The organism is Stenotrophomonas sp. YJH_SMC_48-3, from assembly GCF_059369375.1.
Window position 1 is genome coordinate 391,306 of record NZ_JCAFSQ010000002.1, and the last position, 15,105, is coordinate 406,410.

Annotated in this window: 11 protein-coding genes and 1 riboswitch; of the genes, 5 read left to right on the forward strand and 6 right to left on the reverse strand. The window is 67.6% G+C overall.

Features of this window, described 5'->3' with window-relative positions; all coding sequences use genetic code 11:
* Positions 1-8: 8 nt before the first annotated feature.
* The 3 genes from AC5P65_RS04610 to ahcY form a co-directional block, all read right to left on the reverse strand.
* Positions 9-494, reverse strand: a complete 486-nt coding sequence (locus AC5P65_RS04610; protein WP_111098009.1) for a hypothetical protein — start codon at positions 492-494, stop codon at positions 9-11.
* Positions 494-967, reverse strand: coding sequence for a Cys-tRNA(Pro) deacylase (ybaK, locus tag AC5P65_RS04615; protein ID WP_019338083.1), 474 nt, complete (start codon positions 965-967; stop codon positions 494-496). The genes AC5P65_RS04610 and ybaK overlap by 1 nt, the downstream gene beginning before the upstream one ends.
* A gap of 157 nt (positions 968-1,124) precedes the next feature.
* On the reverse strand, positions 1,125-2,570 hold the full coding sequence (gene ahcY, locus AC5P65_RS04620; protein ID WP_019661087.1) for an adenosylhomocysteinase: 1,446 nt from the start codon (positions 2,568-2,570) through the stop codon (positions 1,125-1,127).
* Between the two features lie 36 nt (positions 2,571-2,606).
* Positions 2,607-2,690, reverse strand: a riboswitch (S-adenosyl-L-homocysteine riboswitch).
* Between the two features lie 120 nt (positions 2,691-2,810).
* On the opposite strand from ahcY, the gene AC5P65_RS04625 reads away from it, so the two are divergent.
* Positions 2,811-5,327 (forward strand): S9 family peptidase, encoded by a 2,517-nt coding sequence (locus AC5P65_RS04625; protein ID WP_111098008.1) that lies wholly within the window; start codon positions 2,811-2,813, stop codon positions 5,325-5,327.
* A gap of 172 nt (positions 5,328-5,499) precedes the next feature.
* Positions 5,500-8,211, forward strand: coding sequence for a phosphoenolpyruvate carboxylase (gene ppc / locus AC5P65_RS04630; RefSeq protein WP_495215449.1), 2,712 nt, complete (start codon positions 5,500-5,502; stop codon positions 8,209-8,211).
* Between the two features lie 67 nt (positions 8,212-8,278).
* Here ppc and AC5P65_RS04635 read toward each other — a convergent pair whose 3' ends face one another.
* Both AC5P65_RS04635 and metK read right to left on the reverse strand, forming a co-directional pair.
* A complete protein-coding gene (locus AC5P65_RS04635) occupies positions 8,279-8,785 on the reverse strand; it encodes an acyl-CoA thioesterase (protein WP_021203443.1) in 507 nt (168 codons plus the stop codon).
* A gap of 140 nt (positions 8,786-8,925) precedes the next feature.
* Entirely contained in the window at positions 8,926-10,137 is a 1,212-nt protein-coding gene (gene metK / locus AC5P65_RS04640; RefSeq protein WP_005408103.1) for a methionine adenosyltransferase, read from the reverse strand.
* A 327-nt stretch (positions 10,138-10,464) separates the two neighbouring features.
* Between metK and olsF the strand changes: the two genes are divergently transcribed.
* From olsF to AC5P65_RS04655, 3 genes are all read left to right on the forward strand, one after another.
* Complete coding sequence (gene olsF / locus AC5P65_RS04645) at positions 10,465-12,180, forward strand: bifunctional ornithine lipid synthase OlsF (RefSeq protein WP_111098006.1); 1,716 nt, start codon at positions 10,465-10,467, stop codon at positions 12,178-12,180.
* Positions 12,177-12,977: a UDP-2,3-diacylglucosamine diphosphatase gene (locus AC5P65_RS04650; protein WP_111098005.1), complete on the forward strand. Its 801-nt coding sequence runs from the start codon at positions 12,177-12,179 to the stop codon at positions 12,975-12,977. The genes olsF and AC5P65_RS04650 overlap by 4 nt, the downstream gene beginning before the upstream one ends.
* A 123-nt stretch (positions 12,978-13,100) precedes the next feature.
* Entirely contained in the window at positions 13,101-14,168 is a 1,068-nt protein-coding gene (locus AC5P65_RS04655; protein WP_111098004.1) for a metal-dependent hydrolase, read from the forward strand.
* 57 nt (positions 14,169-14,225) lie between these two features.
* On the opposite strand, the gene AC5P65_RS04660 is transcribed toward AC5P65_RS04655, so the two are convergent.
* Positions 14,226-15,053 carry a class I SAM-dependent methyltransferase gene (locus AC5P65_RS04660; protein ID WP_019661094.1) on the reverse strand — a complete coding sequence of 276 codons (828 nt, stop codon included), beginning with the start codon at positions 15,051-15,053 and terminating at the stop codon, positions 14,226-14,228.
* Positions 15,054-15,105 lie beyond the last annotated feature (52 nt).

The following is a 15,105-nucleotide window of genomic DNA, read 5'->3' on the forward strand; positions in this document are numbered from 1 at the left end:
CTTGGCCTTCAGGCAGCTTTCCATTCCCACCACGGGTAATGGTACTCGCGGTCGATGGCCTGCCAATGCTGGCCGCATTGCGTGCAGGCAACGGTGTGGCAATCGCCCCAACCCTCCTCGGCCTCCTGCAACGAGAGCAGCTGCATCTGCCCTTGTTCGATCAGGCGACGCGGATCGAAGAACGGGTAGCCGGGGTTGAGCGCACACAGGCATCCCTTACGCGCCTGCCAGTAGCGTAGCCGTTGCAGGCCCGCCTTGAGGTGTGCCTGGTTGCTGATCAGCATGCCGCCCAGGGCGATGCCCTCGCAGCTGCGTTCGATCAGGTCGACATGTGTGGCCAACGCGTCCAACGATGAGGCACTGAACAGCCGTGCGACGCTACGTGCGGCATCGGTGATGCGCGTTGCGTCGCGCGACAGCAGGTCCTGCAACAGCACATCGGCCTGTGCATCGTCGAGACGGGGTATCCGCGCTGCAGACCAGGGCCAGCGCATCAGCGAGACTTGCCGATGGCAGCGTAGTGGCCGGCGGTGAGGCGCAGCAGGTCAGCCGGCGCCAGTTCCACTTCCAGACCGCGGCGACCGGCGCTGACATGCAGCGCGGGCAATGCCTGAGCGCTGGCATCCAGGAAGGTGCGCAGGCGCTTCTTCTGCCCAAGCGGGCTGATGCCACCGACCAGGTAACCCGTCGCGCGCTGTGCGGCGTCGGCGGCGGCCATCTCGCATTTCTTGCAGCCGGCCGCTTCGGCCAGAGCCTTCAGGTCCAGCTGGCCGGCCACCGGCACGATCGCCACCAGCAGTTCGTGTGCCTCGGTGCTGGCCAGCAGGGTCTTGAACACCTGGGCCGGATCGAGGCCAAGCTTGTCGACGGCTTCGCCGCCGTACGATTCGGCGTGGGCGTCGTGCACGTAGCTGCGCACCGTGTGGGCGATCTTCTCGCGCTTGAGCAGGTTGATGGCCGGGGTCATGGCTGCATCGTAGCGCGCGCTGGGCGCGTTGCCTTGACCGAGGCTACTGCGGGTGGATGCGCGGCGGTGGCGCGCCAACGCAGAACGGGCGCCCGAAGGCGCCCGTCCGTGTCGCATGCACCGGTAGTGCCGGCCGCTGTCCGGCACCCTGAAGGCATCAGTAGCGGTAGTGGTCCGGCTTGAACGGGCCTTCCACCGGCACGCCGATGTAGTCGGCCTGTTCCTGGGTCAGGGTGGTGAGCTTCACGCCGATCTTTTCCAGGTGCAGGCGCGCCACTTCCTCGTCCAGCTTCTTCGGCAGCAGGTACACCTTCTTCTCGTAGCTGTCCTTGTTCGCCCACAGGTCGATCTGTGCCAGGGTCTGGTTGGCGAAGCTGTTGGACATCACGAAGCTCGGGTGGCCGGTGGCGCAGCCCAGGTTCACCAGGCGGCCTTCGGCCAGCAGGAAGATCGCGTTGCCGTTCGGGAAGATGTACTTGTCCACCTGCGGCTTGATGTTGACGTGCTTGATGCCCGGGTAGGACACCAGTGCGTCGACCTGGATCTCGTTGTCGAAGTGGCCGATGTTGCAGACGATGGCCTGGTCCTTCATCGCGCTCAGGTGCTCGATGCGGATGATGTCGCGGTTGCCGGTGGTGGTGACGTACAGGTCGGCACGGCCCAGGGTCGATTCGATGGTGTTGACTTCATAGCCTTCCATCGCCGCCTGCAGGGCGCAGATCGGGTCGATCTCGGTGACGATCACGCGCGCACCGTAGGCACGCAGCGAGGCCGCGCAGCCCTTGCCGACGTCGCCGTAGCCGCAGACCACGGCCACCTTGCCGGCCAGCATCACGTCCATCGCGCGCTTCAGGCCGTCGGCCAGCGACTCGCGGCAGCCGTACAGGTTGTCGAACTTGCTCTTGGTGACCGAGTCGTTGACGTTGATCGCCGGGATCAGCAGGGTGCCGGCCTGGGCCAGCTGGTACAGGCGGTGCACGCCGGTGGTGGTCTCCTCGGAGACACCCTTCCAGTCCTTGACCACGCGGCCCCAGTAACCGGGGCGCTCCTTGGCCACGCGCTTGAGCAGGTTCTTGATGACCTGTTCTTCGTGCGAGGCAGAGGCGGTGTTGACCCAGTCGCTGCCGTTTTCCAGTTCGTAGCCCTTGTGGATCAGCAGGGTCACGTCACCGCCGTCGTCCACCACCAGCTCCGGGCCGGTCAGGGTGCCGTCGGCCAGGGTGAAGGTCAGCGCGTCCAGGGTGCAGTCCCAGTACTCTTCCAGAGTCTCGCCCTTCCAGGCAAACACCGGGGTGCCGGTGGCGGCAATGGCGGCGGCCGCGTGGTCCTGGGTCGAGAAGATGTTGCACGAGGCCCAGCGCACGTCGGCGCCGATGTCCTTCAGGGTCTCGATCAGCACCGCGGTCTGGATGGTCATGTGCAGCGACCCGGTCACGCGCACGCCCTTCAGCGGCAGCTCGGCCTGGTACTTGCGGCGGATCGACATCAGGCCCGGCATTTCGTGCTCGGCGATGTCCAGTTCCTTGCGGCCCCAGTCGGCCAGCGTGATATCGCGGATCTTGTAGTCACCTTCGGTGGAGAAGGTCTTGGCAACAGCGTTCATTCGTGTGCTCCGGTTGTGGACGAGCGGATGCTCGCATCTAGCCGGGCGCCGTTGTTACAAAGCCACCTTACCGAGCCTGGCCGGGCCTCGTGGGATCCGGTCGCAGCGCCCCTCGGCAGGGGAGAACCCCCATTATATCGCGGCCCCGGCGTGACATCCGGATGACCCAACCATCGGCAGATGGGGCCGCGTGCACGGCCTGTTAAGGTCGGTGTTTTCACGCATCACACAGGTGGAACGATGAGCATGCACGCGCGCCGTACACGGCGCTGGACCGGCCTGGTCCTGTCGATGGGACTGCTGGCGGTGGCCCCGCTGGCTTGGGCCGCAGCGCCGCAGCCGGTGGCCACACAGGCCCAGGGCGTCAACGGCTACGAACTGCCGTCGGCCGCGCTGCAGGCGGTGGTGGACGCGCCGCGTGCACCCTCGTTGTACCTGTCGCCGCGACGCGACGTGGCCGCGATGATGCAGATGCCGTCGCTGCCTTCGATCCAGGTGGTGGCGCAGCCGGAACTGAAGCTGGCTGGCCTGCGCATCAACCCGCGCACGTTCTCCGACAGCCGCTTCAGCTTCGGCGAGAAGCTGTGGCTGATGAACGTGGCCGACGGCAAGGAGCGGCAGATCAGCGGCCTGCCGGCCAAGCTGTCGATCGCCAGTGTGATGTGGTCGCCGGACCAGAAGTGGCTTGCCTTCAACCAGGTCGACGCTGCCAGTGGCGCCAATGAACTGTGGCTGGTGGACGTGGCCGGCGGCAGCGCCCGCCGCCTGGTTGCCGGCCTGAACACGGTGATCGGCAGCGGCTACCAGTGGTTGCCGGACAGCCGCGGCCTGGTGGTGTTCACCCGCCCGGCCAACCTCGGTGCGGCCCCGGCTGCCGATGGCATTCCGACCGGCCCGGCCGTGCAGCAGACCAGCCAGGGCGGCGGCGTGGTGTCGATCCGTACCTACCAGGACCTGCTGAAGAACGAGGCCGACGCACGCCAGTTCGACTACTACGCCACTACCCAGCCAATGGAAGTCGGCCTGGATGGCAGCACCCGCGTGATCGGCGCGGCCGGCATCTTCATGGGCTTTGCAGTGTCGCCGGATGGCCGCTTCGTGCTGCGCCAGCCGGTGCAGCGCCCGTACTCCTACGTGGTGCCGGTGAGCAGTTTCCCGCGCCGCATTGAAGTGATCGACCGCGCCAGCGGCAAGCTGGTGCACACCGTCGCCGTTCGCCCGCTGGTGGAAGGGCTGCCGACCGGCAACGATGCCGAAGTGACCGGCGTGCGCGACATCAGCTGGCGCGGTGATGCCGACGCCACCCTGGTCTGGGCCGAAGCGCAGGACGGCGGCGACCCGAACAGGGAGGCCAGGGTGCGCGATGCGGTGCTGATGCAGGCCGCGCCGTTCGACAAACCGCCGGTCACCCTGGCCCAGCTTGGCAGCCGCCTGGCCGGCATCAGCTGGGGCCGCGGTGACCTGGCCCTGCTGACCGAATCTTGGTGGAAGACCCGCAGGACCAAGACCTGGCTGATCGCCCCGGACAACGCCGGTGCCGAGCCGCGCCTGCTGTGGGATCGTGACGCGCAGGACCGCTATGCCGATCCGGGCCGGCCGCTGCTGGCCAGTGACGAGCGGGGTCGTTCGCTGCTGCAGACCAGCCCCGATGGCAGCAGCCTGTACCTGGCCGGTGCCGGTGCTTCGCCGGAAGGCGACCGTCCGTTCGTGGACCGCTTCGACATCGCCACGGGCAAGGCAACGCGCCTGTTCCACTCGCAGGCGCCGAGCTATTCGCTGCCGGTGGCGTTGCTGGACGACCAGGCCAGCTCGCTGCTGCTGAGCCGCGAGAGCCCGGATGAGCCGGCCAACTTCTACGTGCAGTCGCTGGCCGATGCCGGTGCTGCACCGCGCGCGCTGACCCATTTCGCGCACCCGCTGCCGCAGTTGAAGGGCGTGCAGAAGGAGCAGATCCGCTACAAGCGCAAGGATGGGGTCGACCTGACCGCGACCCTGCTGCTGCCGCCGGGCTACGACCCCAAGCGGGACGGCCCACGGCCGCTGCTGATGTGGGCCTACCCGGGTGAGTTCAAGAGCGCGGCTGCGGCCAGCCAGGTGACCGATTCGCCGTACCGCTTCAACGCGGTCAGCTACTGGGGCCCGCAGGCGTTCCTGGCCAAGGGCTATGTGGTGCTGGCCAGCCCGTCGATGCCGATCATCGGTGAGGGCGACAAGGAGCCGAACGACACCTACATCGAACAGCTGGTGGCCAACGCGCAGGCAGCGGTGGATGAGGTGGTGCGCCGTGGCGTGACCGATCGCGATCACATCGCCATCGGCGGCCATTCCTACGGTGCGTTCATGACCGCCAACCTGCTGGCACACACCCGCCTGTTCAAGGCCGGCATCGCCCGCAGCGGCGCCTACAACCGCACGCTCACCCCGTTCGGCTTCCAGGCCGAGGAACGCAACTACTGGCAGGCACAGGAGGTCTACCAGAAGATGGCGCCTTTCAACTACGCCGACAGGATCAAGGATCCGATCCTCTTCATCCACGGCGTGGACGACAACAACTCCGGCACCTTCCCCATCCAGAGCGAGCGCATGTTCGCCGCGGTGAAGGGCCTGGGCGGCACCGCGCGGCTGGTGATGCTGCCCAACGAATCGCATGCCTACCGCGCACGCGAATCGATCATGACCATGCTGGCCGAGAGCGAGCGCTGGCTGGAGCAGACCATTGGCCCGGCCGAGCAGGGCAAGGCGAAGAAGAAGCGCTGACCGGACCCGGTAGTGCCGGCCGCTGGCCGGCAACCTCATGGACTCACGCAAGCTGAGGTTGCCGGCCAGCGGCCGGCACTACCAGATGAAACCATTTTTGCATCGCAGCACGCTGCCCGTTCTGGTTTAGGCTTGGGACCTGGATCCGTTGACCGAGGCCTGTGCGTCGCCGATGAACGAGTACCGCAGCAGCATCGAGTTTGCTTCTCCCGATCTTCCGCTTCGCGATGACGTGCGCCGGCTCGGCGCGCTGGTCGGCGACCTGCTGGTTGAACAGGTCTCCGCCGCGTTTCTCGACGATGTCGAAGACGTGCGCACCCGCGCCATCGCCCGCCGCGAGAACCAGGCGGCGTTGTCCGAGCTGGCCGAAGGGCTGGCCGGGCGCACGCCGCAGCAGGCCGAGACCATGGTGCGGGCGTTCAGCACCTATTTCCAGGTGGTCAACATCGCCGAGCGCGTGCATCGCATCCGCCGCCGCCGTGACTACCAGCGTGCCGGTACCGCAGGGGCGCAGCCCGATGGCCTGCAGGATGCGCTGCAGCACCTGAAGGCGCAGGGCGTGACGCTGGACGAGCTGGCGCAATGGCTGCCGCGCATCGACATCGAACCGGTGTTTACCGCGCACCCGACCGAAGCGGTGCGCCGCGCGCTGCTGGAGAAAGAGCAGCTGATGGTGGCCAGCCTGGTCGACAACCTTGATGGCCAGCGCACGCCGGGGGAAGCGGCCGCCGATGCCGCGCGCTTCCGCATGGCGCTGACCGCTTCGTGGCAGACCACCGATTCCTCGCCGGTGCGGCCCACCGTGGACGACGAGCGCGAGCACGTCGGCTTTTATCTGGTACAGGTGCTGTACCGGGTGATCCCGGTGCTGTACGAATCGCTGCAGCAGGCGCTGCGCGATACCTTCGGCGAAGAACTGCCGCTGCCGCGCCTGCTGCGCTTCGGCACCTGGGTGGGCGGCGACATGGACGGCAACCCGAACGTGGATGCCACCACCATCCGCACCACGCTGGATGCACAGCGGCGGGCAGTGCTGGGGCGCTACCAGAAGGAACTGCTGCAGCTGGCCAGCCTGCTCAGCCAGTCTACCGAGCGAGTGGGCGTGAGTGATGCGTTGCAGGCACGCGTGGCGCAGTACCAGCAGCTGCTGCCGCAGGTGCAGTCGCGCCCGCGCCATGCCGACATGCCGTACCGCCTGCTCAACGACCGCATGCGCGCACGCCTGCAGGCCACGCTGGATGATGGCAGCGGCGCCTACGCCGGCCCCGCCGAACTGATCGACGATCTGCAGCTGATCCTCGACAGCCTGCGTGCCAATCGCGGCGAACATGCCGGCGGCTTTGCCGTGCAGCGTCTGCTGTGGCGGGTGAAGACCTTCGGCTTCCATCTGGCACGGCTGGACGTACGCCAGGAATCGAGCGTGCATGCGCGCGCGCTGGCCGCAGTGCTGGGCGGCGACGCAGCGTGGGAGGGTCTGGATGCCTTGGGCCGCGCGCGCCTGCTGGCCCCGCATGCCAGCGGTGAGGCCCCGTTGCCGAAGGGCGACGACGAAGGCAACCGGCGCCTGGACGCCGTGTTCGCCGCGCTGGCTGATGCACGCGCACGCCATGGCGGCGATGCACTGGGCAGTTACATCATTTCGATGGCGCACGACCGCAGCGACGTGCTGGCGGTACTGGCGCTGGCGCGGCGTGGTGGCCTGGTCGACGCCGATGACACGGTGCCGCTGGACATCGCGCCGCTGTTTGAAACCGTGGATGACCTCAAGCGCGGCACCGCCACGCTGCGCGACCTGCTGGACGACCCGGTGTACCGCACCCATCTGCGCGCGCGCGGCGACGTGCAGATGGTGATGCTCGGCTACTCGGACAGCAGCAAGGACGGTGGCATCGCCGCCTCGCGCTGGGGCCTGCAGCGCGCGCAGGTGGAACTGCTGGAGGTGGCGGCCGAGGCGGGCATCCGCCTGACCTTCTTCCATGGCCGTGGCGGCTCGATCAGCCGTGGCGGTGGGAAGACCACGCACGCGGTGGATGCTTCACCGCGCGGCAGCATCGATGGCCGCCTGCGGGTGACCGAGCAGGGCGAAGTGATCCATCGCAAATATGGCATCCGCGCGCTGGCCCTGCGCTCGCTGGAACAGGCCGCCGGTGCGGTGCTGCGCGCCAGCCTGCGCCCGCGTGCCGCCGAGCCGCGCGAGGATGCGTGGCGGCCGGTGATGGACGCGGTGTCATCGGCCAGCAGCGAGGTGTATCGCGCCTTTGTTGGCCAGGCCGGCTTCATGGACTACTTCCGTACCGCCACACCCATCGACGTGATCGAGCGGATGACGCTGGGCTCGCGTCCTTCGCGCCGGCTCGGCCAGGATGCGGCACTGGGCAACCTGCGTGCGATTCCCTGGGTGTTTGCCTGGAGCCAGGCGCGTGCCGTCATTCCCGGCTGGTACGGCGTGGGCAGCGGCCTGCAGGCGGCGGTGGACGCTGGCCATGAAGAGACCCTGCGCGAAATGGCGCGTGACTGGCCGTTCTTCCGCACCTTCCTGGACGACATCGCGATGGTGCTGTCCAAGGGCGATATCACCATCGCCGAGCAGTTCTCGCTGTTGTCTGGCGACCTGCACGGGCGCTTCTTCCCGCAGGTACAGCGCGAACTGGACCTTACCCGGCACTGGCTGCTGGCGCTGATGGACCAGAAGACGCTGCTGGACCATGATGCGCGGCTGGCGCTGTCGATCCGCCTGCGCAATCCCTACGTCGATCCGATCAGCGTGCTGCAGGTGGATCTGCTGCAGCGCTGGCGGGCCAGCGGGCGCGAGGATGACGAGCTGCTGCGCGCGCTGGTGGCGTGCGTGAACGGTGTTTCGCAGGGGGTGCAGAACACGGGTTGATGCGTATCCGCCGGGCATGGCCCGGCGCTACCTGCCTCGGTGGGTGCGGGGCGTGCCCCGCACGCCCTCACTCCTCCGGCGACGGAGGATTCGATGCCAGCAGTTCCAGGTGGCGCTGTTCCATTTCCTGGCGCAGCTGGCGGCGGATCAGCGCTGCGGCCTGGCGGCGCTTCTCGTCCGAGGTGACCGGCCGCAATGTTGGCACCGGCGTCGGCCGGCCTTCCTCATCCACGGCCACCATCGTGAAGAAACAGCTGTTGGCGTGGCGCACGCTGCGCTTGAGGATGTCTTCGGCCACCACCTTGATGCCGATCTCCATCGACGAGGTGCCGGTATGGTTCACCGAGGCCAGGAAGGTGACCAGCTCGCCCACCGCGATGGGCTGGCGGAACATCACCTGGTCCACCGACAGGGTGACCACATAGCTGCCGGCGTAGCGGCTGGCACAGGCATAGGCGACCTGGTCGAGCAGCCTCAGGATCGCGCCACCGTGGACCTTGCCGGAGAAATTGGCCATGTCCGGCGACATCAGCACGGTCATGGACAGCTGGTGGGTTTTCAGTTCGGTCGACATGGGCCGATTGTATCGGCGTGGCGTAGCTCTTGTAGAGCCGAGCCCATGCTCGGCTGCTCTTGTCGCAAGAAAAAGAAAGCCGAGCATGGGCTCGGCTCTACAGAAAGCAGAAGGGCCGCGTGAGCGGCCCTTCGTGTTTCTTACTTCAGCTTCGCATCGGCGCGCAGGGCGGCGGCGCGGTCGGTCTTCTCCCAGGAGAAGGCCGTGGCGTTGACGGTCTCGCCTTCGCCGTTGAGGTAGCTGAACTCCTTCGGCTTGCGGCCGAAGTGGCCGTAGGCCGCAGTCTGCTGGTACATCGGGTGGATCAGGTCCAGCATCTTGATGATGCCGTACGGGCGCAGGTCGAAGTGCTTGCGGATCAGCTTCTCGATCTTGTCATCGCTGATCTTGCCGGTGCCGAAGGTGGTGACCGAGATCGAGGTCGGCTCGGCCACGCCGATGGCGTAGGAGACCTGCACTTCGCAGCGGTCGGCCAGGCCGGCAGCAACCACGTTCTTGGCGACGTAGCGGGCCGCGTAGGCAGCCGAACGGTCGACCTTGGACGGGTCCTTGCCGGAGAACGCGCCACCACCGTGACGGGCCCAGCCGCCGTAGGTGTCGACGATGATCTTGCGGCCGGTCAGGCCACAGTCGCCCACCGGGCCGCCGATCTCGAACTTGCCGGTCGGGTTGATGTGGAACTTGGTGCCCTTGTGCAGCCACTTGGCCGGCAGCACCGGCTTGATGATTTCTTCGCGGACGGCCTCGATGAGGTCCTTCTGCTTGATGCCCGGGGCGTGCTGGGTCGACAGGACCACGGCGTCGATGGCCGAGACCACGCCGTTTTCATAGCGCAGGGTGACCTGGCTCTTGGCGTCCGGGCGCAGCCACGACAGCGGCGAGTTCTTCTTCTTGCGGATCTTGGCCTGCTGCTCGACCAGGCGGTGCGACAGGTGGATCGCGGCCGGCATGTAGCTGTCGGTCTCGTTGGTGGCATAGCCGAACATCAGGCCCTGGTCGCCAGCGCCCATTTCTTCCGGCTTCTTGCGGTCCACGCCCTGGGCGATGTGCGGCGACTGCTTGCCGATCAGGTTCAGCACGCCGCAGGTGGCGCCGTCGAAGCCGACGTCGGAGCTGTCGTAGCCGATGTCCGTGATGACCTTGCGGGTCAGCGCTTCCAGGTCGATCCAGGCGCTGGTGGTGATTTCACCGGCCACGATGGCAACGCCGGTCTTGACCATGGTCTCGCAGGCCACGCGGGCACGCTGGTCCTGGGTCAGGATCGCGTCCAGCACCGCATCGGAGATCTGGTCGGCAACCTTGTCCGGATGGCCTTCAGAGACCGACTCGGAGGTGAAGAGATAGCTGGACATCAGGCGTAATATCCCTTGATTCGGATGGAAAGATGGGCGCGCATGATACACGGGGTGCGCCGCCTGTGCATTGTGAACCGGTACCGGTTGCCGGTGGTTAAGCCCGCGTAGGCCTGGCAGGGGCCGTCGTGACGGGATTGGGGCCCGGCCTCGAGGCCCAGTGTTCCACCAGCGTGACGACGGACGGGGCTGTCCAACCCCGGACCACGCAGGCCGCGACCCTGCCGGGCCGGCCGTCATCGTTCTGCCCCGAAACCGCCATCTGGTTGCCGCCTGCCGGGCGCAGGCTGTCGGCCAATCCGGCCGCCGGGCATGAGTGGATCCGCCATGCAGGAACTCAAACAGCGTCTCCAGCAACGCTTCCCCGATTGGTTCCATGGCCGTCGTGGCCAGCTGGCACGGCCGCTGCTGCGCAGCGTCGGTCGCTGGTCGCGGTTGGACCAGATCGAGGCCTTCCTGAAGCGCAGTGCAGGGTTGCGCGGATTCGGCTTCGTCGCCGCCGCCCTGGAATTCGTCGATGGCCAGTACCAGGTGGATCCGGCCGCGCTGGCGAAGATCCCGGCCACCGGCCGCCTGCTGATTGTTGCCAATCATCCGTCCGGGGCGCTGGACGCGCTGGCGCTGCTGGACGCGGTCGGCCGCATCCGCCGTGACGTGCGGATCGTGGCGAACGATCTGTTGGGGGCTATCGCGCCACTGCAGGATCTGCTGTTGCCGGTGCGCATCCTTGGCGGCAAGGCCCAGCGCGGCAGTCTGCACGCGGTGGAGGAGGCGCTGGCCGCCGAGCAGTGCGTGATCGTGTTCCCGGCCGGCGAGGTCTCGCGCCTCTCGCTGCGAGGCATCCGCGATGGTCGCTGGCAGCGCGGGTTCGTGCGCTTTGCCCGCGCCGCCGGGGCGCCGGTGCTGCCAGTGCGGGTGGAAGCGCGCAACTCGGCGCTGTTCTACGGCGCATCAACCCTGTTCAAGCCGGCCGGCACCGCCCTGCTGGCACGCGAGATGTTCACCCGTCGTGGCCGCCCGCTGCGGCTGAGCATCGGCGAGCCGATGCGGCTGGGCGATGGCGGTGACCCGGGCGCACAGCTGCTGGCGGTACGTCGCGCGCTGTATGCGCTGGGCCGCAATGGCGCGGCCGGCAATGCCGCTGCCTGCGCAGGCCCTGAGCCGCTGGCCGCCCCGGTGCCCCCTTCGCAGGTTGCCGCAGGGATTGCCGCAGCGACCCAGCTGGGCCAGACCGCCGATGGCAAGCAGATTCTGCTGGCCGCCTGTACTGCCGATTCGCCGCTGCTGCTGGAGCTGGGCCGCCTGCGCGAACTGACCTTCCGCCAGGTGGGCGAGGGCACCGGGCGCAGCCGTGACCTCGACAACTACGACCCGCAGTACGAGCACATCGTGATCTGGGACGCCGCCGCGCAGCGCATCGCCGGCGCGTACCGGATCATGCGCGGCGCCCACGCACTGGCCCGGCACGGCCTGTCCGGGCTCTACAGCGCGTCGCTGTTCCGCTATTCCGACGATGCCATCACCCACATCGCCGAGGGCCTGGAACTGGGCCGCAGCTTCGTGGTGCCCGACTACTGGGGCAGCCGCAGCCTGGACTATCTGTGGCAGGGCATCGGCGCCTACCTGCAGTGCCGGCCGGGCATCCGCTACCTGTTCGGCGCCGTGTCGATCAGCGCGGCGCTACCGCGTGAAGCGCGCGAGCAGCTGGTGGCGTACTACCAGCGCTATTACAGCGGTACCGCTGGCATGGCCGAATCGAACCGCCCGTTCCAGTACTTCGCCGCACCGCCCAGTTTCGGTGAGCTGGATGCAGGCGCCGCGTTCGAGGTGCTCAAGGCCAACCTGGCTGCGCTCGGTACCGGCGTACCCACGCTGTACCGCCAGTACACCGATCTGTGTGAACCCGGTGGTGCCCGCTTCCTCGCCTTCGGTGTCGACCCGGACTTCAGCGATTCGATCGACGGCCTGATCGAAGTGGACCTGTGTGCGATCCGGCCGAACAAGCGCAAACGCTACCTGCGCGACGCGGGGACGCCGGCATGAGCACGCTGGCGAACCTGTCGCCGCACCGGCGCGCAGTGTTCGTCTCCGACGTGCACCTGGGTTCACGTCATTGCCATGCCCCCGAGCTGGCGCGGTTCCTCTCGCAGCTGCGCTGCGAACGGCTGTATCTGGTGGGCGACATCATCGACCTGTGGTGGATGGCACATCGCCGCGCCAACTGGCGGCAGTCGCACAGTGAAGTCATCCAGGCCCTGCACGCCCTGCGCCGCGCAGGGACCGAGATCATCTACATTCCCGGCAACCACGACGCATCGCTGCGCCACATATGCGGGGTGATGTTGCCGGCCATGCAGGTGCGCCGCCGTGCCATCCACGTGACCGCCGATGGCCGCAGGTTGCTGGTCGCACACGGCGACGAGTACGACGGCGTGACCCACTTCGGTGGCCTGCAGGAGAAATTCGGCGACTGGCTGTACTACCGCATCCTCACCGGCAACCAGGCCCTGAATGCAGTGCGGCGCCGGCTGGGCATGCGCTACTGGTCGCTGTCGGAGTTCCTGAAGAAGCGCAGCGGCGCCGCCGAACGCTACATCGAGCGCTTCGTGCAGGCCGGGCTGGACGATGTCCGCCGTCGCGGGCTGGATGGCATCGTCTGTGGCCACATCCACCGAGCTGCGTTGATTGAACGCGATGGCCTGGTCTACGCGAACGACGGCGACTGGGTGGAAAGCCTGACCGCGCTGGCCGAAGACCATGATGGCGCGCTGCGCCTGCTGGACCACAACGGCCAGACGCTGGCGGAGCTGCCGGGCGCACGCATGTCGCAGGCGGCGTAACCCGCCCGCGTCTGTACCCTTGTAGAGCCGAGCCCATGCGCGGCTGCCGTTACACGCAATGAAGAGCAGCCGAGCATGGGCTCGGCTCTACATGCACCGCCCGCAAGCCGCTAGCATCGGCCCATGGACTCCCTGACCCAGATCGTGCTCGGTGGCGCCGTCGCTGCTGCCATCGCCCCGCCTGGCCACCGCCGCGCGGCCCTGCTGGCCGGTGCCGCGCTTGGCACCCTGCCGGACCTCGACGCCCTGTGGCTCGGTTTCACCGCAGCCGATCCGGTGGCGAACATGATCGAGCACCGCAGTTTCAGTCATTCGCTGCTGGTGCTGCCCTGGGTGGCCGCATTGATCTGGTGGCTGTTCAAGCGCTTCGGCACCGGCCGCGTCGCGCAGTCACCGCTGCGCTGGTTCTGGGCGATCCAGCTGGCGCTGGTCACCCATCCGCTGTTGGATGCGTTCACCGTCTACGGTACCCAGCTGTGGTGGCCGTTGCGGCCACATCCGACCATGGGTTCCAGTGTCTTCATCATCGATCCTGGCTACACGGTATGGCTGCTGCTGGGCTGCGTGCTGGCCTGGTTCGGTCGCGCCCGGTCCTGGGTGGGCAAGGTGCTGGGCGTGGCGCTGCTGATCAGCAGTGGCTACCTGGGCTGGGGCCTGATCGCCAAGGCACTGGTCGACCGTGCCGCGCAGCAGAGCCTGTCCGCGATGGGCCTGGGCGATGCGCCGCGCTTCTCGGTGCCGATGCCGTTCAACACCCTGCTGTGGCGGGTGGTGGCGATGACGCCCAACGGCTACGTGGTGGGTGATCGCTCGCTGGTGGCCGACCACGGGCCGATGCGGTTCGAAGGCCATGCGTCCAACGTGCAGGCCTTGCGCGAAGCGGGGGGCATTCCGGCAGTGCGGCGCCTGCAGTGGTTCAACCGTGGCTTCATGCGTGCGCAGGTCGTGGACGGCCGGCTGGTGCTGAGCGACCTGCGCATGGGGCTGGAGCCGGACTACACCTTCAATTTCGTCGTGGCCGAGCAGGCCGACGGGCAGTGGCGGGCGATCGTTCCCGAGCAGGTGCGCGTGGACTACAGCAGTCCCGCCGCGCGTGCCGACGCCGGTCGCCGCCTGGCGGCGATGTGGCAGCGGATCTGGCAGGAGCCGGCGGCGGCGCCGGGCGCGGCCGACCACACCGCCGTGCATTGATCAGTGGATCCACGCATGGCGTGGCTCTGCGGCCTCGATCGGCAGCAGAACACCGGATCAATACACCGTGGCGCGGCCCTGGACGAACGAATAGAAGAACACCGCATTCGGGTCGTTCTGCACCAGGCGGAACTCGCGGCGCATGCCTTCCACGGTTTCCTCGTCCACCGAGCCGGCCTGCAGCAGCTGGTCGGCCGCCGACAGCAGCAGCTGCTCCCAGAACGCGATCATCGTCTTGCGGCGCGCCGGTTCACGGTTGTCCAGGTGGATGGTCTTGATCTCGGTGTGCACGTCGCGGAAGCCGCCGGCCAGCAGCAGGTTGCCCAGCTTGGCGCCGACGAACGGGTCGCCACCATGGTCGTACTGGAAATCGTTGAACGCCATCCAGTAGCGCCAGATGTGCGGCGAATACGGATCGAGCAGGAAAGAGGCGTTCATCACCTCGGTGATGTACACCGGCGAACCCGGTGCCAGCACGCGGCGCACTTCGCTGAGTACGCGCGCCGGTGACGGCACGTGTTCCAGCACCCAGCACAGGAACGCGGAGTCGAAGCTGCGGGCCTCGAACGGCAGCTCGCCGGCATCGGCCTGCTGCAGGGTGTAGCGGTCGCTGCACCATGGCGTACGCGCCAGGTTTTCGCGTGCGGTAGCCAGCTGCGCTTCGCTCAGGTCCACGCCGGTCACGTGCAGCTCGGGAAAGCGGCGCAGCAGGATCTCGGTCTGTGCACCAACGCCACTGCCGACTTCCAGCAGGCGCCGCGCGCCGCTGTAGTCGATCTGGCCGAAGATGCTCGATTCCAGCAGCCGGGCCTGGGTCATGAGGCGCTGCTGCTCGGTGCCGGAAAACCCGTGGAGGTAGGTGGGAGAGGAGATCGGCGGGGTCATGGAGGCGGGCTCTCGGAGTTCAATTCGGTCGAGCAGGCTCGACGTTGCGACG

Bases quoted from the DNA above. Each gene is read 5' to 3' on its own strand.
- AC5P65_RS04610 (WP_111098009.1), bottom strand. From the start codon at position 494: ATGCGCTGGCCCTGGTCTGCAGCGCGGATACCCCGTCTCGACGATGCA.
- ybaK (WP_019338083.1), bottom strand. From the start codon at position 967: ATGACCCCGGCCATCAACCTGCTCAAGCGCGAGAAGATCGCCCACACG.
- ahcY (WP_019661087.1), bottom strand. From the start codon at position 2,570: ATGAACGCTGTTGCCAAGACCTTCTCCACCGAAGGTGACTACAAGATC.
- AC5P65_RS04625 (WP_111098008.1), top strand. From the start codon at position 2,811: ATGAGCATGCACGCGCGCCGTACACGGCGCTGGACCGGCCTGGTCCTG.
- ppc (WP_495215449.1), top strand. From the start codon at position 5,500: ATGAACGAGTACCGCAGCAGCATCGAGTTTGCTTCTCCCGATCTTCCG.
- AC5P65_RS04635 (WP_021203443.1), bottom strand. From the start codon at position 8,785: ATGTCGACCGAACTGAAAACCCACCAGCTGTCCATGACCGTGCTGATG.
- metK (WP_005408103.1), bottom strand. From the start codon at position 10,137: ATGTCCAGCTATCTCTTCACCTCCGAGTCGGTCTCTGAAGGCCATCCG.
- olsF (WP_111098006.1), top strand. From the start codon at position 10,465: ATGCAGGAACTCAAACAGCGTCTCCAGCAACGCTTCCCCGATTGGTTC.
- AC5P65_RS04650 (WP_111098005.1), top strand. From the start codon at position 12,177: ATGAGCACGCTGGCGAACCTGTCGCCGCACCGGCGCGCAGTGTTCGTC.
- AC5P65_RS04655 (WP_111098004.1), top strand. From the start codon at position 13,101: ATGGACTCCCTGACCCAGATCGTGCTCGGTGGCGCCGTCGCTGCTGCC.
- AC5P65_RS04660 (WP_019661094.1), bottom strand. From the start codon at position 15,053: ATGACCCCGCCGATCTCCTCTCCCACCTACCTCCACGGGTTTTCCGGC.